This window comes from Actinokineospora sp. PR83 (genome assembly GCF_021056305.1).
In the GTDB taxonomy this organism is placed as follows: domain Bacteria; phylum Actinomycetota; class Actinomycetes; order Mycobacteriales; family Pseudonocardiaceae; genus Actinokineospora; species Actinokineospora spheciospongiae.
The window spans coordinates 44,808-65,383 of sequence record NZ_JAJCXD010000041.1 but is presented as its reverse complement, the minus strand read 5'-3'; the positions used below and the strand labels follow the sequence as shown (position 1 = coordinate 65,383).

At 72.3% G+C, this 20,576-nt stretch carries 21 protein-coding genes; 16 read left to right on the top strand and 5 right to left on the bottom strand.

What is annotated here, in order from left to right:
• Positions 1-525 precede the first annotated feature (525 nt).
• On the bottom strand, positions 526-912 hold the full coding sequence (locus tag L6E12_RS15555; RefSeq protein WP_236228626.1) for a hypothetical protein: 387 nt from the start codon (positions 910-912) through the stop codon (positions 526-528).
• A 596-nt stretch (positions 913-1,508) separates the two neighbouring features.
• Between L6E12_RS15555 and L6E12_RS15550 the strand changes: the two genes are divergently transcribed.
• Positions 1,509-1,739 carry a hypothetical protein gene (locus L6E12_RS15550; RefSeq protein WP_236228625.1) on the top strand — a complete coding sequence of 77 codons (231 nt, stop codon included), beginning with the start codon at positions 1,509-1,511 and terminating at the stop codon, positions 1,737-1,739.
• Positions 1,740-2,047: 308 nt separating this feature from the next.
• On the opposite strand, the gene L6E12_RS15545 is transcribed toward L6E12_RS15550, so the two are convergent.
• The gene (locus L6E12_RS15545; RefSeq protein ID WP_236228624.1) at positions 2,048-2,671 is read right to left on the bottom strand and encodes a TetR/AcrR family transcriptional regulator; all 624 of its coding nucleotides are present in this window, start codon (positions 2,669-2,671) and stop codon (positions 2,048-2,050) included.
• Positions 2,672-2,804: 133 nt separating this feature from the next.
• On the opposite strand from L6E12_RS15545, the gene L6E12_RS15540 reads away from it, so the two are divergent.
• From L6E12_RS15540 to L6E12_RS15470, 15 genes are all read left to right on the top strand, one after another.
• Positions 2,805-3,746, top strand: a complete 942-nt coding sequence (locus tag L6E12_RS15540) for an alcohol dehydrogenase catalytic domain-containing protein (protein WP_236228623.1) — start codon at positions 2,805-2,807, stop codon at positions 3,744-3,746.
• A 69-nt stretch (positions 3,747-3,815) separates the two neighbouring features.
• Complete coding sequence (locus L6E12_RS15535) at positions 3,816-4,100, top strand: acyl carrier protein (RefSeq protein ID WP_236228622.1); 285 nt, start codon at positions 3,816-3,818, stop codon at positions 4,098-4,100.
• The gene (locus tag L6E12_RS15530; RefSeq protein ID WP_236228621.1) at positions 4,090-5,349 is read left to right on the top strand and encodes a beta-ketoacyl synthase; all 1,260 of its coding nucleotides are present in this window, start codon (positions 4,090-4,092) and stop codon (positions 5,347-5,349) included. Before L6E12_RS15535 ends, L6E12_RS15530 begins: the two co-directional genes overlap by 11 nt.
• The gene (locus L6E12_RS15525) at positions 5,346-6,437 is read left to right on the top strand and encodes a beta-ketoacyl synthase N-terminal-like domain-containing protein (protein WP_236228620.1); all 1,092 of its coding nucleotides are present in this window, start codon (positions 5,346-5,348) and stop codon (positions 6,435-6,437) included. The genes L6E12_RS15530 and L6E12_RS15525 overlap by 4 nt, the downstream gene beginning before the upstream one ends.
• On the top strand, positions 6,434-7,963 hold the full coding sequence (locus L6E12_RS15520) for an FAD-dependent monooxygenase (RefSeq protein ID WP_236228619.1): 1,530 nt from the start codon (positions 6,434-6,436) through the stop codon (positions 7,961-7,963). Before L6E12_RS15525 ends, L6E12_RS15520 begins: the two co-directional genes overlap by 4 nt.
• Complete coding sequence (locus L6E12_RS15515) at positions 7,960-8,895, top strand: AfsA-related hotdog domain-containing protein (protein WP_236228618.1); 936 nt, start codon at positions 7,960-7,962, stop codon at positions 8,893-8,895. Before L6E12_RS15520 ends, L6E12_RS15515 begins: the two co-directional genes overlap by 4 nt.
• Complete coding sequence (locus L6E12_RS15510; RefSeq protein ID WP_236228617.1) at positions 8,892-9,563, top strand: HAD family hydrolase; 672 nt, start codon at positions 8,892-8,894, stop codon at positions 9,561-9,563. Before L6E12_RS15515 ends, L6E12_RS15510 begins: the two co-directional genes overlap by 4 nt.
• Positions 9,560-10,270: an SDR family oxidoreductase gene (locus L6E12_RS15505; protein WP_236228616.1), complete on the top strand. Its 711-nt coding sequence runs from the start codon at positions 9,560-9,562 to the stop codon at positions 10,268-10,270. Before L6E12_RS15510 ends, L6E12_RS15505 begins: the two co-directional genes overlap by 4 nt.
• Before the next feature lie 59 nt (positions 10,271-10,329).
• A complete protein-coding gene (locus L6E12_RS15500; protein ID WP_236228615.1) occupies positions 10,330-11,607 on the top strand; it encodes a hypothetical protein in 1,278 nt (425 codons plus the stop codon).
• A gap of 29 nt (positions 11,608-11,636) precedes the next feature.
• On the top strand, positions 11,637-13,172 hold the full coding sequence (locus tag L6E12_RS15495; RefSeq protein ID WP_236228614.1) for an MFS transporter: 1,536 nt from the start codon (positions 11,637-11,639) through the stop codon (positions 13,170-13,172).
• A complete protein-coding gene (locus tag L6E12_RS15490) occupies positions 13,169-13,549 on the top strand; it encodes a 3-hydroxyacyl-ACP dehydratase FabZ family protein (RefSeq protein ID WP_236228613.1) in 381 nt (126 codons plus the stop codon). Before L6E12_RS15495 ends, L6E12_RS15490 begins: the two co-directional genes overlap by 4 nt.
• Positions 13,546-13,998 carry a 3-hydroxyacyl-ACP dehydratase FabZ family protein gene (locus L6E12_RS15485; protein WP_236228612.1) on the top strand — a complete coding sequence of 151 codons (453 nt, stop codon included), beginning with the start codon at positions 13,546-13,548 and terminating at the stop codon, positions 13,996-13,998. Before L6E12_RS15490 ends, L6E12_RS15485 begins: the two co-directional genes overlap by 4 nt.
• Positions 13,999-14,011: 13 nt before the next feature.
• On the top strand, positions 14,012-14,959 hold the full coding sequence (locus tag L6E12_RS15480) for an ACP S-malonyltransferase (protein ID WP_236228611.1): 948 nt from the start codon (positions 14,012-14,014) through the stop codon (positions 14,957-14,959).
• Positions 14,959-15,357: a PPOX class F420-dependent oxidoreductase gene (locus tag L6E12_RS15475; protein WP_236228610.1), complete on the top strand. Its 399-nt coding sequence runs from the start codon at positions 14,959-14,961 to the stop codon at positions 15,355-15,357. The genes L6E12_RS15480 and L6E12_RS15475 overlap by 1 nt, the downstream gene beginning before the upstream one ends.
• 272 nt (positions 15,358-15,629) lie before the next feature.
• Positions 15,630-16,127, top strand: coding sequence for a hypothetical protein (locus L6E12_RS15470; protein ID WP_236228609.1), 498 nt, complete (start codon positions 15,630-15,632; stop codon positions 16,125-16,127).
• Positions 16,128-16,361: 234 nt separating this feature from the next.
• Here L6E12_RS15470 and L6E12_RS15465 read toward each other — a convergent pair whose 3' ends face one another.
• From L6E12_RS15465 to L6E12_RS15455, 3 genes are read right to left on the bottom strand one after another with little or no spacing between them, the layout of a single operon-like run.
• Positions 16,362-18,005 carry an acetylserotonin O-methyltransferase gene (locus L6E12_RS15465; protein WP_236228608.1) on the bottom strand — a complete coding sequence of 548 codons (1,644 nt, stop codon included), beginning with the start codon at positions 18,003-18,005 and terminating at the stop codon, positions 16,362-16,364.
• A 1-nt stretch (position 18,006) separates the two neighbouring features.
• On the bottom strand, positions 18,007-19,377 hold the full coding sequence (locus L6E12_RS15460) for an aldehyde dehydrogenase family protein (RefSeq protein WP_236228607.1): 1,371 nt from the start codon (positions 19,375-19,377) through the stop codon (positions 18,007-18,009).
• A complete protein-coding gene (locus tag L6E12_RS15455; protein WP_236228606.1) occupies positions 19,377-20,429 on the bottom strand; it encodes an AMP-binding protein in 1,053 nt (350 codons plus the stop codon). Before L6E12_RS15455 ends, L6E12_RS15460 begins: the two co-directional genes overlap by 1 nt.
• Positions 20,430-20,576 lie beyond the last annotated feature (147 nt).

Sequence of the window (20,576 nt, the reverse complement as noted above, 5' to 3'; positions counted from 1 at the left end):
GACCGTTGAAGTCCGTTTGGGACGGTTGTGATTCTTGGTCGCCCGGCGGTGGGGGACAAGTGGGGAGGCTCGCAGTCGTGGGGAAGTCTGGGCGAACAGACGATGAAGGGCGTTTTCGTTCTTACGCTTCGCGGTGGCTGATGCGTTGTTCTGCGGATGCAGTCACAGGACAGTACGTACTCGCGCGCATCGATCACGCGGTGGCGCTGACTTTTCGACCCACGGGTCGGGAACCACCCACCCGGGTGGACGCCGCGCCTCGTTGTCCTGTGGGACGGGCGGTTGGCCAGCAGGCGAAGCGGTGCGGCGAAGTGGCGCGCGGACTCCGCTCGACGCCCCCGCCGGAGGTGGGTTCAGCGAACCGGTGGCCGGCTCTCGGGCACCGCGTCGGTGCTCACCACGCACCGCACGGTTTGGCCCGTCCGCTCGACGTGCTCGGAATCGGCGTGGTCGGTGGGCCTGCGCGACGGTGTGCCCACCAGGCCGCCGACGCAGGTCGCCGCCGGGGTGGTCCGCGCGGGGGTGTCAGCCGGTCGGTTCCCCGGTGTCCTCGGACGGCGGCGCGGGGACGGGTTCCGGCTCAACCGTCGTCGGGTCGGACTCGACCGTCGTCGGGCCCGGCTCCGCGGTCACCACCGGTGGAACTGCCTGCTCGGTGCGGGCGACGGCGGGGATGCCCAGCCGTTCGGACAGGTAGGCGGTGGTGAAGACGAGCGCGTCGCCGTCGAGCAGGTGCACCACCGGGCGGTGCCCGGTGCTGGCCGCGACGCTGGCCACGAGGGTGTCGGCGCGGTCGCGGGCGGCGACGAGGCCGCCCTCGACTCGATCACCCGCCCGCTGGCCGTCGCAGGTCACCGTGACTGTCCATCCGTTCTCCACGGTCGTGTAGTCGGCGTAGATGGGTTGCTGCACGCGACCTCCTCGATCTTCCTGGTCTGCTGCTCACCGGGGAGACAAGCCCAGCGGGCTCCGATTACGGCGTTTTGACGTGGGTCACACGGTGAAGACCCGATCGGGGCAACCCCGTGCCGGAGTCCGAGGACCGCCGCCTCATCCGGATGGCGGAACGACCTCGAAGGCGAGGAGGCGCGGCTCGACCGCAACGGCTCCACCCCGAGGGGCTCGCCACCTCCCGCTCGGTCTGTGTCGGTGGTGCTGTGGCGACCGTTTTTCGCCCTCATCGCGACCGGAATCCGATTCATGTAGGCCAGGGTGGACGATCCGGACCCCGGCTGCTGACCCTAACGACTGTTAGGTTACGTTGTCGTGGCGGGGTGGACAAATCTCGCATCTCGCGATGTGCGAACAACCGTGACAGGCGAGGTCGCCGCGACACGAGCAGGCCCCGCCGTCGGTGTGTCGAAGAGACGGTCGAACTGCTCGCCCGCTGGCGGGCAGGCGCACCGGGGCGACGCAAGTCCGGCGCTCGGCCAGGTATGGAGGCTCCTCCTGCGGGGAGTTGCCGGGTTCTTGCCCACGGCGCCCCGGTGCTGTGAAAAGCTCACGGCATGAAGAAGGCACTGGGGCGTCTGGGCGCCATCACCGTCATCGCCGGTTCACTCCTCGGGTTCGCGGCGGGCACCGCTTCCGCGGGGAACCCGGAGTACATCCGCAGCTACCAGCGGCAGGCCGACTGCGAGCGCGCCGCGGACGAGATCCGCAGCGGGGCCGACCTCGCCGCGTACTGCACCTGGGACCAGGGGCACACCGAGTGGGACCTGTGGGTCCTCTCGCTCTGAGCTGAACCCGAGTCCGCACCCGAGGTGCTGCTCCCCGGTCGCTTCGACCGGGGAGCAGCACCTTTTTTGTGGTGCCCCCGGCTGCCCGTTCAGCGACACCGCCGCCTGCCAGGCGCGCACCGCGACACTCCCGACTCCCACCTCCACGCCGAGCGGCATTGCCATGGTCGTGGACCCCGGCAGGCCTCGCCCACGGTCTACTCGGAACTCGTGGGCGAGGCGGAGTCGTCGTGTCGGTGAGCCCGTGGGGTCGACGCCGAAAAACCTGCCTGGGTCACAGCCGCGGTCGCGGCGGACCTGTTGCCCGGTCAGACCTCTCGTGGGTCCACGACGCCGAGGTCCTGGACGAGTTCGAACGCCTCGCACCGGGTGGCGACCAGTGAGCTGATGGTGCGGTCGTCCGCCACGCGCCACCGACTCTGCGCGATGCGCCAGGAGGCGAGGAAGACGCCGACCCGCATGTGGGTGACCAGGCTGTCCGGTGTGCCGTTGGCGACGACCCGGCCCAGGATCGTGGTCTCCATCTCGACGCAGTGGTCGAAGCTGTGCTTGGCCAGCGCCATGCTGCCCGCCGCGAGGTCCAGGGAGGCGGCGAAGTCTTCGGCCCACTGCTCACCCGCGGTGCGCAGCACGTGGTCCAGCGGGTCGTTGAGGTCTGCCATGGACGAGGCGTCGGCGGGCAGCTCCGCCAGGTAGCGGTCCCACAACTCGACCTCGGGGGCGAGGAACACCGACTGCTTTTCCGGGAAGTACCGGAAGAACGTGCTGGTGCCCACGCGGGCGTGCCTGCAGATCTGGGCGACGGTCGTGGCGTCGTAGCCCGCGACCGAGGCCAGCTCGCGCGCCGAGCGCACCAGCTGCTGCTTGACCTCGGCTTTCTTGATGTCACGAAGCGTTTCCGCCTGTGGTTCCGCGGGAGTTGCGCCAGCCATGGGAGAGATCGTAGCATGACCCAAGTGGTAGTGACTCCCAAAAGGGACCAACCATCAGTTGGTTGCTGAACCCTTGTGGTAGTTGTTGCCACCAGGTTAGGGTCCGGCTGTACGGAGCGGGGGAGTTCGAATCATGTGCGGCGACCGCATGCGGGCGTTGACGGCGGACGGTGCGGGGGAGCTCGTGCCCGCCGAGGTCGAACGCCCCGTGGTGGGGGCGAACCAGGTGCTCGTCGCCGTACGGGCCTCCTCGGCGAACTTCGGCGAGATCATGGACGTCGTGCCCACGGCACCGCACGGGTTCGTGCCCGGCTGGGAAGCTGTCGGGACGGTGCTGGAAACCGGGTGCGGCACCACGCGGCTGCGGCCCGGCGACCTGGTCGCCACGCTCGGGTTCGCGGGTGGCTGGGCCGAGTACCGGGTGGTGGACGAGGAGCTCGCCTTCCGCCTGCCGTCGGACAGTTCGCCCGCCGCGATGGCGGTCGTCGGGGTCGCGGGTGGCACCGCGATCCGGGCGATCCGCCGACTGGGGTCGACGCTGGGCGTGCGGGTCATGGTCACCGGCGCGGCTTCCGCCGTCGGCTTTTTCACCATTCAACTGCTGGCCAAGGCGGGAGCGTGCGTTGTCGCGGTCGATCCCAAAGTCGAACGGCACTCGCGGCACCGTGAACTCGGCGCGGCAGAGACGCTCGTCACGCCTGAAGAAAATGGTGAACCCCTCGGTGCGGTAGTCGATACAGTCGGAGGCAGCGTTCTTGTTCACGCATTCCGGCAACTGAGGGCGCACGGCCGGTTGATCGCAGTGGGTCATACCGCGCGTGAACAGGAAACGTTCCAAGTAGGGGACTTGGAAGGGGGTTCCGGAAGGCATGGTCGGGTCATCGAGACCATGCACCTGCTGCAGGATGACCTGCGGCGCACGTTGGTCGACGACATCGAGTGGCTGGCTCGGCTGGTCAACGACGGGGACGTCCTCATTCCGGACACCGTCGTGCGGGGGTTCTCCTCCTTCGCGTCGTCGGCAACATTGAAATCTCGTTCAGGCGGTTGGGTGAAGACCGTCCTGGAACTGTGACACAGTAAAAAACCGCCCTCTCGAGCGGCGCTGGACGCTGCCCAAAAGGGCTTTCTTTGGGGGAAAGCAATGGAAAGCAAAATCAGTGACGAAATGGTCAAGCGGGTCACCCTGGACATCGTCGTCGACGAGTTGGAACTCGACGTCGAGGCCGACGAAGTCAACCTGACCGCGGACCTGGTCGACGAGTACGAGGCCGATTCGCTCGGCCTGATCCAGGTCCTCGCGCGGGTGAACAAGGAACTGGCGATCCGCCTGCCCCGCGAGGAGGCGGTCGACCTGCGCACCGTGGACGCGCTGGTCCGCCGGATCATCCAGATCCGGGACGGCGAGGGGGCCGTCAATGCCGGTTGAGCCCCGCCGGGTGGTCGTCACCGGCATCGGCTGCGTCAGCAGCATCGGCACCGGGGTGGACAGCTTCACCGAGAGCATCAAGCTCGGCCGCAGCGGGGTCTCCGAGCTCCGCGCGTTCGACAGCGGCGACTTCAGCGCCCACCTGGGCGGTGAGGTCCACGACTTCGCGCCCGAGGCGATCGTGCGCACGATCGACCCGGCCGACTGGGGGCGGACCGCGCAATTCGCGGCCGCGGCCGCCCGGCTGGCCGCGCAGGACGCGGGCATCGAGCTGACCGACGAGCTCCGGCTGACCGCCGGGGCGATCATCGGCACGACCAACGGCGAGGCCCCCACGGTCGACACGCTGACCCGCCAGTGGCTGGAACGGGGCCCGGGGCTGATGGACGCGGACCTGGTCAGCCTGCTGCCCGCGGGCAACATCGCGGCCGCGGTCTCGGCTGAACTCGGCCTCCACGGCGAGACGCTGACCATCCCCACGGCGTGCTCGGCGGCCAACTACGCCATCGGCAGCGCCAACGACAAGATCGCCTCGAGGGAGGCGGACATCATGTTCGCCGGCGGTGCCGACAGCGTGAACCGGTTCACGCACGCGGGCTTCCTGAGCCTCGGCGCCATCGCCGACGGCGTGGGCAGGCCGTTCGACCGCAACCGCACGGGCATCGTCACGGCGGAGGGCGGCGCGGTGCTCATGCTCGAGGAACTGGGCCACGCCCGGCGCCGTGGTGCGCGCATCTACGCCGAACTGCTCGGCTACGGCCTCTCCTGCGACGCCCACCACATCGTGCACCCGGACGCGGACAGCATCGCCGACTGCATCCGGCGGGCCCACGCCCACTCCGGGATCGACGCGAGCAGCGTCGACTACATCTCCGCGCACGGCACGGGCACGCCGACCAACGACATCACCGAGGTCACCGCCACCCGCAGCGTCTTCGGTGCCGCGCACCCGCCGATGAGCTCCATCAAGTCGATGCTGGGGCACACGATGGGGGCGGCCAGCGGGTTCGGCGCGATCGCCTGCTGCAAGGCGATCGAGGAGTCGTTCCTGCCGCCGACGATCAACCTCGACGAGGTCGACCCGGCGCTCGGCCCGGACATCGACTTCGTGGCGGGGCGATCCCGGAGCGCGACCGTGGAGGTCGCCCAGAACCACGGGTTCGCCTTCGGTGGGAACAACGCCATCACGATCTTCGGGGCGGTCCGCGACCGCACCGGGGCCGCCGCTGTGGGGGAGGGGGCGCGATGAGCGCGATCGACGAACTGCGGATCACCGGCATCTCCGTGCTGTCCGTGGCGGGTGAGGGCATGGAGGTGCTGCGGGAACGGCTGGCCGCGCCCGCAGCGGACGAACTGCCGGACAACCCGCCGCCGCCCGGTGACGCCGGGGACTACGCGGGCATCCCCGGGCGGGTCTCGGCCGTGCCGTCGTTCGACATCACCGACTTCGTGCCCAAGAAGGGGACGAAGAACATCGACCGCACCACCGCGCTCGGCCTCGCGGCGGCCTCGCGGCTCAAGCAGGCGCTGTCGCGCAGGGCGCACATCACCGAGGAGTCCTGGCGGAGCACCGGGGTCGCGATGGGCAGCATGTCCGGCAGCGTCCGCAGCAGTATCGAGCTGGACTCCCGGGTGATCGAGGGGGCGGGCATCGACCTGGTCAACCCGGCCCAGTTCCCCAACACCACGATGAACTGCTGCGCCAGCCAGATCGCCATCTGGCACACCTTCCGCGGTCCGAACTCGACCCTGGCCAACGGCAGCCTCAGCGCCGTCTCGGCACTGCAGTACGCGGCCCGGCTGATCCGCCGCGGCCACGGGCAGCGGATGTTGGTGGGCGGGGTGGAGGAGCTGTCCTCGCACACGGCGTGGGGCATCCGCTCGAAGAAGGTCGTGCACGACACCGTGGTCGTCGGCGAGGCCGCGGCGGTGTTCGCGCTCGAACCCGGGGGTCTGAGCGACGCGCCCGCGCTGGCCACGGTCCCGGCCTGCGCGGTGGGCTTCGCCCCCGACCGCACCGGGGCCGGGTTCACCGAGGCACTGCGCCGGGTGGTCGCCGGGGTGCTCCGGCAGTCCGGGGCGGGTGCCGTCGACCTGGTCCTGCCCGGCGCCGAGGGCACCGTGCTGGGCGAGGCCGAGCACGCGGCGCTCACCGACCTGTCCGCCCGCAGGGTGGACGTGCGCGGGGCACTCGGGGAGTGCGGCAGCGCGACCGGTGCCCTGCAGGTCGCCGCCGCGCTGGCCCTGGGCGAGCCCGGTTCCACGGCGCTGATCACCGGGCTCGACGTCTCCGGTGCGGTCGGCGCGGCGGTGCTGCGGATCGGGGCGGCGTCGTGAGCGCCCGGGTCCTGGTCGTCGGGGCGGGGCCCGCCGGTCTGTCCGCGGCGATCTCGTTGCTGCTGCGGGGGGTGCCGGTCACGGTGGTGGACAAGGCCGCCGCGCCGCACACGCACCCGAAGGCCGTGGTGCTCTGGCCGCGCGCGCTGGAGGTCTTCGAGCGCCTCGGCGTCGCGGAGGCGCTGGTGGCGGGCGGGCACCCGCTCACCAGCCAGCACTACCACTCCAACGGCACCCGCGTGGCCAGCCTGACCTTCCGGATGCTCCGGCACACCAAGTACCGGTACGCGCTGGCCATCCCGCAGCACGTGACCGAGCGCGTGCTGCGGGAGCGCCTGACCGGACTCGGCGGCACCATCCGCGCCAACACCGAGTTGACCGCGCTGCGGCAGGACGCGACCGCGGTGACCGCGACGCTGACCGACCTGAGCACCGGCGAGCACACCGAGGAGGTCCACGACTGGGTGATCGGCGCGGACGGGGTGCGCAGCGCCGTCCGCACCGCCATCGGCGTCGAGTTCACCGGCCAGACCTACGAGCAGACCTTCCTGCTGTCCGACGGCCCGTGCGAGACGGACCTGGCCACCGACGCGGCGCACTACTTCATGACCGACACCGGCGTGCTGGTGGTGGTGCCGCTGCCGGGCGGGCAGTGGCGCGCCTTCATCAGCGCGCCCCGGGAGATCCCCGAGGGCGAGGCGCTCGCGGCGACGGTGGAGCGCGTGACGGCCGCGCGCTCCCCGGTCCCGGTGCGCTTCCTCGACGGCCACACCGCCGGGCGGTTCCGGATCCACCGCAGGGCGGCGGAGCAGGTGTGGCGGGGGCGGGTGTTCCTCGTCGGGGACGCCGCGCACGCGCACAGCCCGGCGGGCGCGCAGGGCATCAACACCGGTGTGGAGGACGCGACCAGCCTGGCGTGGCGCCTGGCCGGGGTCTGCCTGGGCTCGTCGTCCGCCGCGGACAGCGGTCGGGTCTTCGCCGAGTGGGCGGCCGAACGCCACCAGGTGGTGCGGAACGTGCTGCGCGACACCGACCTGCAGACCCGCCTGTGGGGGGTGCGCGGCCTGCGCCGCCGCCTGCGGGACCTGGTGCTCTCCGGGGCCGAGCGCACGACGCTGCTCGACCGGGTGGTCACCCCCCGGCAGACCCAGATCGACCAGCGGTACCGGACGGCGCCCGGCCGGGCCAGGCCGGTGTCGGCGGGGGTGCTCCGCAGCCATGCCCGGCTGCCCAACGTGGCGATCCCGACGACCGCCACCGGCACCGCACACCTGCACGACTTCCTGTCGATGGCCGGGCCGGTCTCCCTGCGCTTCGACCCGGTGGGCACACCGGGTCGGCGCACGGAGGTGCGGCGCTCGACCGACCCGGAGACGGGGTTCGACGTGGTGTCCCTGACCGGACCGGCGCTGCGGTCCGCGCTGGGCATCAGCAGGCGCGTCGCCTGCCTCGTGCGCCCGGACGGCATCGTGGCCGCGGTCGCGTCGCACACCGCTCTCGAAACCGAGGGGGAGGTCCTCCGATGACCACGTCCACCATCCGCACCTCGCAGGACCTGGTGCACCGGGCGAACCCGAGGGAGATCCTGGTCTCCCCGCCGAGCCGGGGCGCCGGGCGCCGCTACCACAGCACCACGGTCACCACCGACATCAGCCCGTACTACCTGGACCACCCGGCCCGGCACCGGCTGGACCTGCTGCTGATGACCGAGGCGTGCCGCCAGGCGGCACTGAGCGCGGCCCACCTGTTCGAGGGGCTGCCACTCGGGGTGGCCGCCTTCTTCAACTTCATCGACGTCCGGCTGAGCAACGTCGACGAGCTGGTGAACTCGGCCAGCGAACTGCTGATCACCACGACCGTGCAGGAGATGAAGCTGCGCGGCGACGGTTCGCCGAAGCAGATCGTCTACTCCCAGGAGGCCGCGGTCGCGGGTTCGGACACCACCGTGCTGCGCGCCCGGATGGCGGTGCAGGGCGTGACCAAGGGACGCTACGAGGACCTGCGGGCCTACCAGCGCAACGGCTCCGCGGCACCGTCCACGGCGGACCTGCGCGCCACCGCCCGGCGCCACGACGACCTGACCGAGCCCGATCGGGTCGGCCGCACCCAGACGGCCAACGTCGTGCTGGCCGGGCTGCGGCACACCGACAGCGGCGCCACCGCGATCCTCGACGCCGACCTGGGCAACGCCAGCCTGTTCGACCACGACTACGACCACTACCCGGCGATGGTGCTCATCGAGGCGGGCAGGCAGCTCGCCCTGGCGAGCACCGGCCGCGCGGTGGACTGGGTGATCACCGGCTGCCACGCCGAGTTCCCGCAGTTCGCCGAACTCGACACGCAGACGGTGCTGGTCGCCCGCCGCGACGGCGACCAGGTCGAGGTCCGCTGCCGCCAGGACGGCCTGGTGGTCACCGACATGCGGTTCGAGCTGACCCCGATGGCGAGCAGGCGATGAGGCGCCTCGCGGTCTGGAGCGACTTCCGGGGTGTGTACACCCCGCCGCTGGCCGAGGGCGTGCGGCGATTCTGCGCGGGCACCGCCCACACCCCCGCGCAGGTCGTCGAGTGCCTGCGCGCGATCGCCGCCCGCCACGGCTGCCCGGACGGGATGGCGGTGCTCGACTCCGGTGTCCTGGACGAGCGGAGCTGGACCCGGGAGATCGAGCGCGAGCTGGTGGAGCGGTTCGACGTCACCGCCGACCTGTCCGGCTTCGCCGCCCGCTGGTGGAGCGACCAGCGGGTGGACCGGGCCTGGGTGGCCGCCCTGCGCCGCTGGCGGGGGGCCGGGGTGTTCGTCGGCCTGCTGTCCAACCTGCCGGTGGAGTGGAAGGGGTACCTGGCCACCTTCCCCGGTGTCGCGGACACCTTCGACGCCGTGCTGCTCTCCTGCGACGTCGGCACCCGCAAGCCCGACGCCGAGATGTTCCGCCTCGCCGCCGCCCGCTCCGGCCTCGACCCCCGGTCCACCGTGCTCGTCGACGACCTGGTCGAGAACGTGGCGGGCGCCCGGCGGGCGGGCTGGCTCGGCGTGGTGTCCGGCGGCGAATCGACCCGAGCCGCGATAGCGCTCGTGGACCGCATGGTCAGCGGCGAAGCGGCGATCAGCGAAGGAGTGTCGCGATGAGTTCGCGATCGGCATTTGTGACCGGGGCCAACCGCGGGATCGGCGCGGCGATCGCCAGGGACCTGGTCGAGCGCGGCCACCGCGTGGTCGGCACCCACCGCGGCACCGGGCCCGAGGTGGACGGCGTCTCGTTCGTGCGCTGCGACGTCCGCGACCCGGAGTCGGTGGCCGCGGCGGTGCGCGAGGCCCGCGAGGTCGTCGGGGAGATCGACATCGTCGTCAGCAGCGCGGGCGTCACCCGGGACGGGCTGCTGATGGCGCAGACCCCGGACGAGGTCTCCGGGGTGCTGGACACCAACCTGGCGGGCGCCTTCAACGTGGTGCGCGAGGCCGTGTCCGACATGGTCACCAACAAGTGGGGCCGGATCGTGTTCGTCTCCTCGGTCATGGGCCTGTGGGGCTCGCCGGGACAGAGCACCTACTCCGCGTCCAAGAGCGGCCTGGTCGGCCTGGCCCGCTCCCTGGCCTGGGAGCTCGGCCGCAAGCGCGTGACCGCCAACGTGGTCCTGCCCGGCCTCATCGAGACCGACATGATCGCCGGGCTGGCCGACCGCAGGCGCGAGCAGGTCATCGCCCAGACCCCGCTGCGCCGCACCGGCACCCCCGAGGAGGTGGCCGCGCTGGTCGGCTTCCTGGTCTCGGAGGAGGCCGGGTTCATCACCGGTGCCTCGGTGCCCATCAGCGGCGGCGTCGGGATGGGCCTGTGAGCGGTCCAGGCGCCCGGGCGGGCAAGGAAAATTCGATCCCAGTGAGAGGAAGTGCAGTGATGGGTGCCGTTCAGGTGAACCCGTTCTACCCGTGGCGCGAGGAGTACGCGACGCTCCCGGTGCAGACCCGCACCGGTGTGGCAGCCTCGATCGGCCTGCTGAAGGTGGGTGACCCCAACGCCTCGACCGTGGTGCTGTTCCTCGGCGGCAAGGAGGGCGCGGCAGCGGGCTTCACCGCGCTGGGCCGCAGCATCGCGGCGGTCACGCCCGGCGTGCAGTTCTGGGCCCTGGACCGGCGCGAGGTGTTCCTCACCGACACCAGCAAGGCGGACGCGCCCCTGGACGAGGCCCTCGACTACTACCTCGGCGGCCACTACCGGCAGCCCGACCAGGCCCACTTCGGCGAGTACGCGGAGTGGGGCCTGCGGAGCCTGCTGGAGGACGTCCGGGTGGCGGTCGAGGCGGCCGCCGAGGGCGGGCGCAGGGTCCTGCTCGGCGGGCACTCGGTGGGCGCGGCCGAAGCCGTGCACTACGCGGCCTGGGACTTCGACGGCGTCGGCGGCCACCGGAGCATCGACGGGCTGGTCCTCGTGGACGGCGGGGTGCGCAACGCCTTCCGCGGCGCGGGCATGGAGTTCGGCATCGACCTCGCCACCGCCACCGGCTGGCTGGGCGGCATCCGGGCGGGCGGGGTGTTCGAGACCGACACCTCGACCTCCGCCACCCTCGGCTTCGACGGGCCGCCGGAGTCCACCGCCCTGTTCTGCAAGCTGGCCGCCCGCGCGGTGCTGGAGCGACCCACCGAGGTCTCGCCGCTGGCCGCCCGGCTGCCCGCGCGCTACCCGGTGCCGGACGCGGCCACCAACCACGAGGTCTTCGCCGCGCTGACGTGCATGGCCAACGCCAAGCCCGGCCACGGTGTCACCGCAGGCCACTTCGAGGACGGCGCGTGGGTGCAGACCGGCCCGACCCGCCTCGGTGTCGTCGCGCACGCCCACTCGCTCGGCGCCGGCGCCTTCCAGTGGTACACGATGAACCGCCTGCTGCTGGACCTCATCGCGGCGGACTCGTTGGAGCAGAACGAAATCACCGAACTGCTCGACCTGCGTGCCGTCCACGCCGGGGAGATCGGCGTGCCGGTGCTGGCCTACGCTTCCGCCTTCACCAACGGCTCCGCGCTGCAGGCCGCGAAGCAGCTCGCCGACTCCTCGGCCATCACCCGGCTGGACCTCGTGGAGGACAAGGCGCTGAGCCACCACGACGCCCTGTTCGCCGACCTGCCCGCCAACTCGCTCGTGCACGCCGTCGCGGCCTTCGCGGGCTCGCTCGACCGATAGTCCGAGAACCCCGAAGACAGGAGCCAACAGTGAGCAGCACGGAGTCCGTCCCGCGCCCGGGCGCGGGCGACGCGGCCCGCGCGCACCGCACACCACCCTGGCTGGTGCTCGCGGTCGCCGCGGTGGCCGTCGTGATCGTCCCGCTCGGCGTCAGCGGCACGCCGATCCTGCTACCCGGCATCGGGTCCGAGCTGGGCGGCGGCCTCGCCCAGCTCCAGTGGGTGGTCAACGCCTACAACGTGGCCGCGGCAGCCACCATGCTCGCCACCGGTGTGCTCGCCGACCGGTACGGCAGGCGCCGGGCGTTCCGGCTCGGCGCCGGGCTGTACCTCGCCTCGCTGGTGGTCACCGTCCTCGCCCAGGACACACTGGTGATCGACATCGCCAGGGGCGCGGCCGGGGTCGGCGCCGGGGCGATCGTGACCTCGATGACCGCCATCGTGGCCAACGAGTTCGCGGGCCCGGCCCGCGCCAAGGCGTTCGGCCTGGTCGGCGTGGTGATCGGCGCCGGGCTCGCGCTCGGGCCGAGCATCGGCGGCGCGGTCGCGCAGGTCTGGGGCTGGCGGGCGGTGTTCACCCTGCACGCCGTGATCGTGGCGCTGGGCCTGCTGGGTTCCCTGGTGCTGAGCGAATCCCGGAACCGGGGCGGCAGCCGGTTCGACTTCCTCGGCGCCGGGCTGTTCACCGCGGCGCTGGTGCTGCTGACCGTCGGCACGATCGAGGGCCCGCAGTCGGGGTGGGGGAGCCCTCGCACGATCGCCCTGTTCGCGGGCGCGGTGCTGGCCTTCGCGCTGTTCGTGCTGCACGAGCGGCGCACCGCCAACCCGATGTTCGACCTGGGGCTGTTCGCCGACCGCCAGTTCCTGACGGTGAACCTGGTCAACATCGAGTTCGCGTTCGGCTTCATCGGCCTGCTGCTGTTGCTGCCCGCCTTCCTCGGCAGCGTCGGCGGCCTCGGGGACGGGCCCACCGGCCTGCGGATACTGCTGCTGACCGTGCCGATCTTCCTGGTGCCCATGGTGTCCGGCAGGCTCAGCGCCGCGGGCGTCCCGCTGCGGGTGATCCTGGCGGGCGGGCTGGCGCTGATCGGCGTCGGCGCGTTCGGCCTCACCTTCGTCGTCGCGGACAGCGCGCTGTGGGTGCTGGCCATCCCGCTGGTCGTGACCGGTGCCGGGGTCGGTGTGCTCAACGGCGTGATGGACGGCGCCGCAGTCTCCTCCGTGCCGAACACCTCCGCGGGCATGGCCGCGGGCATGTTCAACACCATCCGGCTCGCCGCGGAGTCCCTCGCCTCGGTGGTCGTGGTCGCACTGGTCGCCTCGTTCGTCCACACCCGGCTCACCGAGGCGGCCCTGCCCGCGGACCTGTCCGCCACCGAGGCCGCGGACAAGCTGGCCGCCGGTGACGTGGAGCAGCTCTTCTCCCGGTTCCCGAACCTGGTCCCCTCACTCGAGGAGGCGCACGCCTCGGCTTTCCACCAGGTGATGTGGATTTCCGTGGTGGTGGCCGCGGTGTCCGTGGTGGCGGTGCTGGTGCTGCTCGGCAAGCAGGGGAGCAAGCGGTGACCGCGTCCCGGCGGCTGCCGCTGATCGCGGTGGACGCGGTCGACCCGGCCGAGGGCGGGTTCGTCGGGCGCAAGCACGTGCGCGCCGGGGAACCCTGCCTGGCGGGTCACTTCCCCTCGCTGGCGGTCTACCCGGGGGTGTTCCTGATCGAGGGGGTGCAGCAGGCACTGGAGCTGCACCTGGACGGAGTGCCCGGCGGGGTCGAGCTGGCCTCGGTCGAGTCGGCCCGGTTCAGCAGGCCGGTGTTGGCCGGGGACGAGGTGCTGCTCGCCACCCGGGTCACCGGCGAGCGCCCGCTGCTGTCCACCTCGACCACCTGCACCGTCGATGGCGCGACGTGTGCCCGGATCACCGCGACCTGGCGGTGCGCGGGATGACCGGGTACCCGGACCCGGCCGACCTGCTGCCGTACGGGCACCCGGCGTTGCAGGTCGACCGGATCACCGACCACCGCCCCGGCGCGCTGACCGCGGTGAAAGCCGTGTCCCAGCACGAACTGGGCGGCCACCTCGGTTCGGCGCGCCCCGCCCACCTGCCCTCGACCCTGGTGCTGGAGTCCTTCCTCCAGGCGTGCGGGCTGCTGGTGGTGCTCGACGCCGGGGACGGCGCGCGGGGCAGGCTGCTCGTGTTCGGGTCCGCGCGCAACGTGCGCTTCGACGGCGCGGTGGGGGCGGGCGAACTCCTGGTCCACTCGGTGGAACTGGTCGACGCGGACGAGGACACCGCGGTGTTCTCCGGCGCCTCCCGCACCGGCGACGGCCGTGCCGTGCTCGCCGTGGAGCGCGCGATCACCCTGCTCCGGCCCGCCGGGGCCCTGGACCGATGAAAGCGAGAAGACCGTGTACGACCACGTGATCACGGTGCCCGGCCAGGGTTCGCACCGGCCCGGCATGCTCGACTCCTGGCTGGACGGGGCCCCGGGGGCGCACGACCGGCTCGCCGAGTGGTCGGAGATCGCCGGGCTCGACCTGCTCGCGGCGGGCCGCGACGCCGCCGCGATGGCCGACACCGCCGTCGCGCAGCCCCTGATCACCGCCGCGGCGCTGCTGTCGCTGGCGCGCCTGCGCGACCGGCTCGACCTCGACCCCGGCCGGGTGCTCTTCGCCGGGCACTCGGTCGGCGAACTGGCCGCGGCCGCGGGGGCGGGCTGCCTGACCCCCGAGGCCGCGATCGCCCTGGCCCGGGCCCGCGGCCAGGCCATGTCGGCGGCCTGCCACGCGGCCCCGACTGGGATGGCTGCGGTCGTGCCCACCAAGCGGGACGGCGCGTCGGACGAGGTGATCGTCACCGAGGTGCTCGCGGCGGGCCTGTCCGTGGCCAACCGCAACGGCAGCCACCAGTTCGTGGCGGCGGGCCCGCTGGCGGCACTGGAGGTCTTCACCGCGAACCCGCCCCGGGGCACCCGGGTGCTCAGGCTGGAGGTGGCGGGTGCGTTCCACACCGGGGCGATGGCCTCGGCGCAGGAGCGGTTCGCCCGAGCCGTGACCGAGGTCCCGTTCCGGGAGCCGGACTCGGCGATGCTGGGCAACGGCGACGGCGCACTGGTGGCGGGCCCGGCCGACCTCCGAGCGCGCCTGGTGGCGCAGCTCACCGCGCCGGTGCGGTGGGACCTGTGCTCGGCCTCGATCGCCGAGCACGCCGCCGAGCACGCACCGCACATCGAACTGGCCCCCGCGGGACCCTTGACCAAGCTGGTCGAGCGCGCCCGCCCGGGGGTGCGGGCGTTCGCCCTGCGCGCGGCGCAGGACGTGGACCGCGTGGCCGCCCTCGTCGGCAGTGGTGCCTGATGACGCGCCCGGTGGTGCCCGACAGCCACGAGGACCTGCTGACCCGACCGCTGTTCTGCCACCTCGGCACCGTGCGCCACGACGGCGCTCCCCAGGTCAACCCCATGTGGGTGCTGTGGGAGGACGGCGACCTGTCCTTCACCACGTCGACCACCCGGGTGAAGTACCACAACCTCCAGCGCGACAACCGGGTCTCGGTCTCGCTCAACGATCCCGAACAGCCCTACCGCTTCCTGGAGGTGCGGGGCCGGGTGCACCGGATCGTGCCCGACCCCGACGGGGTGTTCTTCCGGCGCCTGGCCACCCGCTACGGCCGCGAACTCCACGGCACCCTCCCCCCGGATGTGGCGACCCGGGTGCGCCTGGTCATCCGCCCGGAAGTCGCCCGCTGGCAATGAGCGCTGCCCGGTGGGGCCCACCCCGGTCGAAGTGGCCTGGCGGGGCGGTGGTTCCCTGCTCGGGGGTGCCTTCGCGTTCAGACGTGCGCGCGACCGAGGAACCACCGGGTCCACAGACCGCAGAGCTTCACTCGTTCGAGTGGACCGACATCGATCGGCTGTGCTGCCACGCGGGAGGGGAGCACGATCCGGACAACGGGCACCAGCCCGGATGCCGGGGATGACCGCGCCTGGTTGGGACACTCCCGGCGGATGACGACAGGGAGGTCGTGATGAGGATGCCGACGATCGGCGGAGGAAACCGGATCAGACGTCTTCGCCCGCTCGCCGCCGTGGCGGCGATGGTGGTGGTGACGGCGGGCGCGGTGGTGGGCGCCACGCCCGCCGTGGCGGCGCAGGGCTGCGGAGGCACCCTGGTGGGCCAGTACGTCTACGGCGACGACAATTTCGCCCAGGTCGACGTGTACCTGGAGAACGGCACCACGAACTGTCTGGTCAACCGCACCCGCGATGGTTCCTGGGGGCAGGCCGCCGGCATGGCGGTGGCAGTGTCGAAGTCCTCGGCCGACATCCCGAGCGCAGGCAGCACCAACCTGTGCTCTGGCTTCACCGACACCGCCACTCGTCAAGCCGACTGCAGCAACTCCTACGCCTACTACGCAGGCCCGGTGCGCATCTACGCCCCGAACTCCTGCATCAGCTTCGGCGCACGAGCCAACACCGGCGGCTGGATCCAGCACGCCAAGTGGGCCAACCGCCACTGTGGCTGACCCACCGGACTTCGGTGTACCGGCCGGGATCGACGAGTCCACCACAGCGCGCCAAGAGCCCGCAGCGGCCACCGGACGACTCGCCGCCGCGCCCTGACGCCGGGTGGTTCACCGCGCGGTGGGCGTGGCGGCAGGCGGTGGTCTCGCAGCGGGGGAGCAGGTTGGAGCAGCGCTCGACCACGTTGCGCAGCTTGTGGAGGTGCGGGTCAAAGGCCGGGGCCAGATCGTCGGCGGTCAGGGCCGGTTGCCCGTCGGGCGGCAGACCAGCAGCCGCAGGTCCACCGGCAGCTCCGTGGTCGCCTGGATCGCGAAGCCTGCCTCGTCCAGCAGCGTCGCGTATTCCGATGAGGTCCGCTCGCGACCGCCGGTGATGGCCATCATCTGCAGGTCCCACGGCTGGGCCAGCGACCGGGTTCCGTCCTCGGGCAGCAGCCGTTCCACCACCAGCAGCGTGCCTCCCTCCGGGCACGCGGTGCGGCAGACCTTCAAGATGCGCACGCAGTCCTCGTCCGACCAGTCGTGCAGTACTCGGGACAGCAGGTAGACCTCGTGTCCGGCGGGCACCTCGGTGAAGAAGTCGCCGGTCACCGAGACCAGCCGTTCCCCTGCCGTCATCGCGGAAGCCACGTGTGAGCGGTCCACCACGATGCCGTTGACCTCTGGATGGGTCCGCAACACCTCGCGCAGCATGGTGCCGTCCCCACCGCCGACGTCCACCACGGTGGTGCCCGGGAGGAAGTCGTGGTTGCGGCCCAGGCTGTCCGCGACCAGTCCGCTGACCGCGGACATGGCCCGGTCGAAGGCGCGGGCGGCGTCCGGGTGCTCGGCGAAGTAGTCGAAGTGCTCGATGCCGAAGGTGGCACCGAACGCACTGGTGCCGGTGCGCACCGCGTGCTCGAAGTGTTCCCAGGCTTCGTAGAACTCCTGGCCGTACAAGGCGGTCAGGTCGCGGAACGGGTTGTCCGCGCACAGCAGCTCCCCGACCGGGCTGAGCGCGTAGGTCTCGTCCTTCCCCGCCTGCACCACACCGATGCCGTGCAGGTAGCGCAGCAGTCGGGCCATGGCCTGGCTGTCCGCGCCCAGGGTGTGCGCCACGTCATCGGCCGTCCTCGGGACCGGGGTGAGCAGGTCGGCGATGCCCCAGCGCGCCATCACGTGCACCGCGCGTGCCGCCCAGTGCCCGGTGAGCAGGTTCAGCAGGGCGTGCGGGGCGGGCACGGTGTCCGCACCACCCAGGTGAGCGGCCAGCAGTTCGCGGTGCCGGCCTGAGCAGAACAGCTCCAGGCGGGCGCCGCCCGGTACGGCGAAGTAGAACACCGTTCGCCCACCAGCCGCCTCGTCCTCCGCCGGGTTGTAACCACCCCCGTCGGCACGCAGACCGAGCCGCTGCATGGCGGTGCTCAACTCGCGCAGCCTGTCGTGGCCGGGGTTGCGGACCCGCAACGCCAAGTGGCTCTCGTTGTCCTCCCGGGCTTCCCGGCGCATCATCGCGGGTTCGGCCTGGGCCTGGGACAGGCAGAAGATCTCCAGGCCCCTCGGGCAGCCCGCCTCCGCGCCGACCGCGAAGTGCTCGATGGTGACGTCCAGTTCCTCGACCGGCCTGCCGAAGCGGCGGGCGAGGCGGTCTCGGACGATCACGCTGGGCACGGTGCTGGTCGGGGTGGCCCCGAGCCCGCCGAGGAGGTCGGCCACCTGGCCGGGCTCGCTGGGGAAAACCAGGGTGGCGGCGTGGTCGAACGCGCAGGACTCGGTCACCAGCCGCAGTGCCCGCGCGTCCGCCCCGGACCCCAGGGCCTCCCGGAGCACCTCGTCCAGGGTGCGGAAGTGGACGCGGTCGAACAGCGCGGTCAGCTTGCGGACATCGGTCTCGGCGAGCATGTCAGTGCCCTTCGGTCTGTGCGGCGGGGCCGACAACGGTCTTGGCGCGCATCAGGAACTCCGCCAGGTAGCCGTCGTGCGGCAGCAGCGGGTCCATCACGTGGGTGGGATGCGCACCCACGTGCAGGTTGCGGATCGTGGGCTCCCGCACCAGGTCGGCGAGCAGGGCCTCGTCCTCGGTGAGCGCGGTGACCACCAGGCTGTCCCGCAGTGGCGCGGTTCCCCGGGCCGGGGTCCACGGCGCCAGCCACACGCACGGGAACGGCAGCTCCAGGTTCAGCCTCGGGTCCTCGGCGCGGTCGAGCAGCACCACGGCGGGCCGCAGCACCGCCCCACCGCCGGGCAGGACCTCGGTCAACGGGCCGTTGGTGAACAGGCGCGCGCCTGCCAGCCGGGAGCGCAGGAACTCCTCCAGTTCCCTCGCCCGCGCCTCCGGGAACGCGGGCAGCACTGCCTCCTCGTGCCCGGGCGGGTACACCGGCAGGGCGGCCAGCCGCGCGGCCAGGGCCTCCGCGACCGGCAGCGGATCACCGTCGACGAGGATCGCGGTGGTGTTGACGCAGGCGGTGCCGCCGAACCCCGCCACGGAGTCGGCCAGCACGTCCAGGTGCTCTCGCCAGTCCGCTGTGGACAGCAGGACCTTGCTGCGGCCCGGGCCCTGCACGAGCACGTCGTCCCGGCCGCCGTAGCGCCGGGCCAGCTCGGCTCCGCCGTAGACCAGGGCCAGGTCGGCCGCGCGGACCAGCTCGTCGGCCACCTCGTGGCCGCTGGGCAGCAACGCCACCTGGTCGGCGAACCCGCTGGCGCGGAGGGCGGCGACCAACCGGGCCGGGGTGATCGGGTCCCGGGTGGACGGCCGGACCGCGACCCGGTAGCCCAGTGCCAGCGCGGTCAGCCACGGGCCGTGGGTGCCGGGGTGGTTGCCCGGTGCCAGCACGCCCAACACCTCACCCCGGCGCGTCCACACGGCCCGGCCGCCGCTGGACCGCAGGCGCTCGGCGATGCCGTGCGGGCGGGCCGCGGCCGCCACCTGCTCGGCGGTGCGCAGGGTGTGGGCCAACGTGTGCGTGGCCATGCGCACCACGGGCAGCGCGATCCCGCTCAGCTCCGCGACCGCGGCCTCGTGCTCCTCGGGCGGCACGCCGTCCACGGCCCCGCCTGCGAACAGCTCGGCCGCCGCGCGCAGCGCAGACAGCCGTTGCGGCGCGGGTGGCGGGGTGGCCACGCGGAGGGCCTCGACGGCCCGCCGGACGTACAGCGGCGGAACCTGGGCGAGCGTGCCGTACTCGGCTCCGGTGACCGTGGTGAGCGGGACCGTTCGGTTGGTCCGGTAGGGGCCCGCAGGCCCCAGTGCGGGGAGGAAAAGGGGCATCAGTAAACGCCCTCGATCACCTTGGTGTCCTGGAAGGCGGCCACCGGGGCGACGTCGGCGACCGAGCAGCCGGGCACCCCGGGCGGGGCGGCGATCCGGGTGGCCAGATCGCGTTCGAGGTTGTTCGGCAACAGCAGGGAGCGGCTGACGTGGTGCATGACCACCTGGCCGCGCTCGCCCTCGGCCACGTCCTCCCCGGTGGCGGGGTCGACCACCGAGAAGGTCATCTGCGGTGCGAACGGGTCGAACACGCACACCGGGTCCCCGGGGGCGGCAGGCCGTTCCATGGCGCCGCCGAGGATCGTGGTGCTGCCGTACATGCCGAAGAGCCCGACCGTGGGCAAGACCTCCTCGCGCAGCAGCTGCCGCGTGTCCGGGTCGAGGCTGGCCCCGCCCCACAGGATCGTGCGCACGTTCGCGGTGACCGCCTCCACCAGCGCGGGCCGCAGGCTCAGGCGTTCCAGCAGCGGCGGGGTGGCGACGAGGACGTCCACGCGCTGGCCGGTCAGGATGGCCTCGGCCTGGTCGAGCAGGTGTTCGGTGTACAGCTCGGCTTCCTCGGTGCGGCCCTCGGCCAGGCAGCGCCGGACCCACCGCGGGTCCAGGTCGATGGTGAACAGGATGCCCTTGCGCCGCCGGACCAGGTCCGCGACGACCCGGCCGAACACGTGCGGCCCACTGGGCGCCAGCGCCAGCCAGTTGCCCGCTTCCGGGAAACCGAGGGCGTCCATGCGCTCACCCACCCAGGGGAGGTAGCTCGCGAACCAGTCGGCGTGCAGGAGCAGCCGTTTCGGGTCGCCGGTGGTCCCACCGCTGTCGTAGGCGCCGATGACGTCCAGATCGCCTCGGTAGCCCCGTGGCACCAGGTCGGCCACCGGGACCGCGCGCAGCTCGTCGACCACGTTCGGGAACAGCCGCAGGTCCTCGTGTGTACGCACGTCGGTCCTCGGGTCGAAACCGAGTCCTGGTAGCCGTTCCAGCCAGAACGGCGAGCCGGTCTCCGGCGCGAAGTGCCAGTCCATCAGCTCGGCGAAGAAGCCGTGAAGGTCCATCCTGTTGTCCTTCCAATACGGTGCGACTACCGATGGGTGGGGTCATCCGGCCGCCTCCGCGGTGCAGGTCAGGCGGATCGCCGCCACCTCGCCGCGGGGCGACCGCACCAGGGCCGAGCACCGCCAGGTCGTGCCGTCTCGCGCCCA

What these genes read in the sequence shown, in the direction of transcription:
- L6E12_RS15540 (WP_236228623.1), top strand. Translation starts at nt 2,805, where the DNA reads ATGTGCGGCGACCGCATGCGGGCGTTGACGGCGGACGGTGCGGGGGAG.
- L6E12_RS15525 (WP_236228620.1), top strand. Translation starts at nt 5,346, where the DNA reads ATGAGCGCGATCGACGAACTGCGGATCACCGGCATCTCCGTGCTGTCC.
- L6E12_RS15500 (WP_236228615.1), top strand. Translation starts at nt 10,330, where the DNA reads ATGGGTGCCGTTCAGGTGAACCCGTTCTACCCGTGGCGCGAGGAGTAC.
- L6E12_RS15485 (WP_236228612.1), top strand. Translation starts at nt 13,546, where the DNA reads ATGACCGGGTACCCGGACCCGGCCGACCTGCTGCCGTACGGGCACCCG.
- L6E12_RS15465 (WP_236228608.1), bottom strand. Translation starts at nt 18,005, where the DNA reads ATGCTCGCCGAGACCGATGTCCGCAAGCTGACCGCGCTGTTCGACCGC.
- L6E12_RS15460 (WP_236228607.1), bottom strand. Translation starts at nt 19,377, where the DNA reads ATGCCCCTTTTCCTCCCCGCACTGGGGCCTGCGGGCCCCTACCGGACC.
- L6E12_RS15470 (WP_236228609.1), top strand. Translation starts at nt 15,630, where the DNA reads ATGAGGATGCCGACGATCGGCGGAGGAAACCGGATCAGACGTCTTCGC.
- L6E12_RS15505 (WP_236228616.1), top strand. Translation starts at nt 9,560, where the DNA reads ATGAGTTCGCGATCGGCATTTGTGACCGGGGCCAACCGCGGGATCGGC.
- L6E12_RS15510 (WP_236228617.1), top strand. Translation starts at nt 8,892, where the DNA reads ATGAGGCGCCTCGCGGTCTGGAGCGACTTCCGGGGTGTGTACACCCCG.
- L6E12_RS15535 (WP_236228622.1), top strand. Translation starts at nt 3,816, where the DNA reads ATGGAAAGCAAAATCAGTGACGAAATGGTCAAGCGGGTCACCCTGGAC.
- L6E12_RS15545 (WP_236228624.1), bottom strand. Translation starts at nt 2,671, where the DNA reads ATGGCTGGCGCAACTCCCGCGGAACCACAGGCGGAAACGCTTCGTGAC.
- L6E12_RS15455 (WP_236228606.1), bottom strand. Translation starts at nt 20,429, where the DNA reads ATGGACCTTCACGGCTTCTTCGCCGAGCTGATGGACTGGCACTTCGCG.
- L6E12_RS15530 (WP_236228621.1), top strand. Translation starts at nt 4,090, where the DNA reads ATGCCGGTTGAGCCCCGCCGGGTGGTCGTCACCGGCATCGGCTGCGTC.
- L6E12_RS15550 (WP_236228625.1), top strand. Translation starts at nt 1,509, where the DNA reads ATGAAGAAGGCACTGGGGCGTCTGGGCGCCATCACCGTCATCGCCGGT.
- L6E12_RS15475 (WP_236228610.1), top strand. Translation starts at nt 14,959, where the DNA reads ATGACGCGCCCGGTGGTGCCCGACAGCCACGAGGACCTGCTGACCCGA.
- L6E12_RS15515 (WP_236228618.1), top strand. Translation starts at nt 7,960, where the DNA reads ATGACCACGTCCACCATCCGCACCTCGCAGGACCTGGTGCACCGGGCG.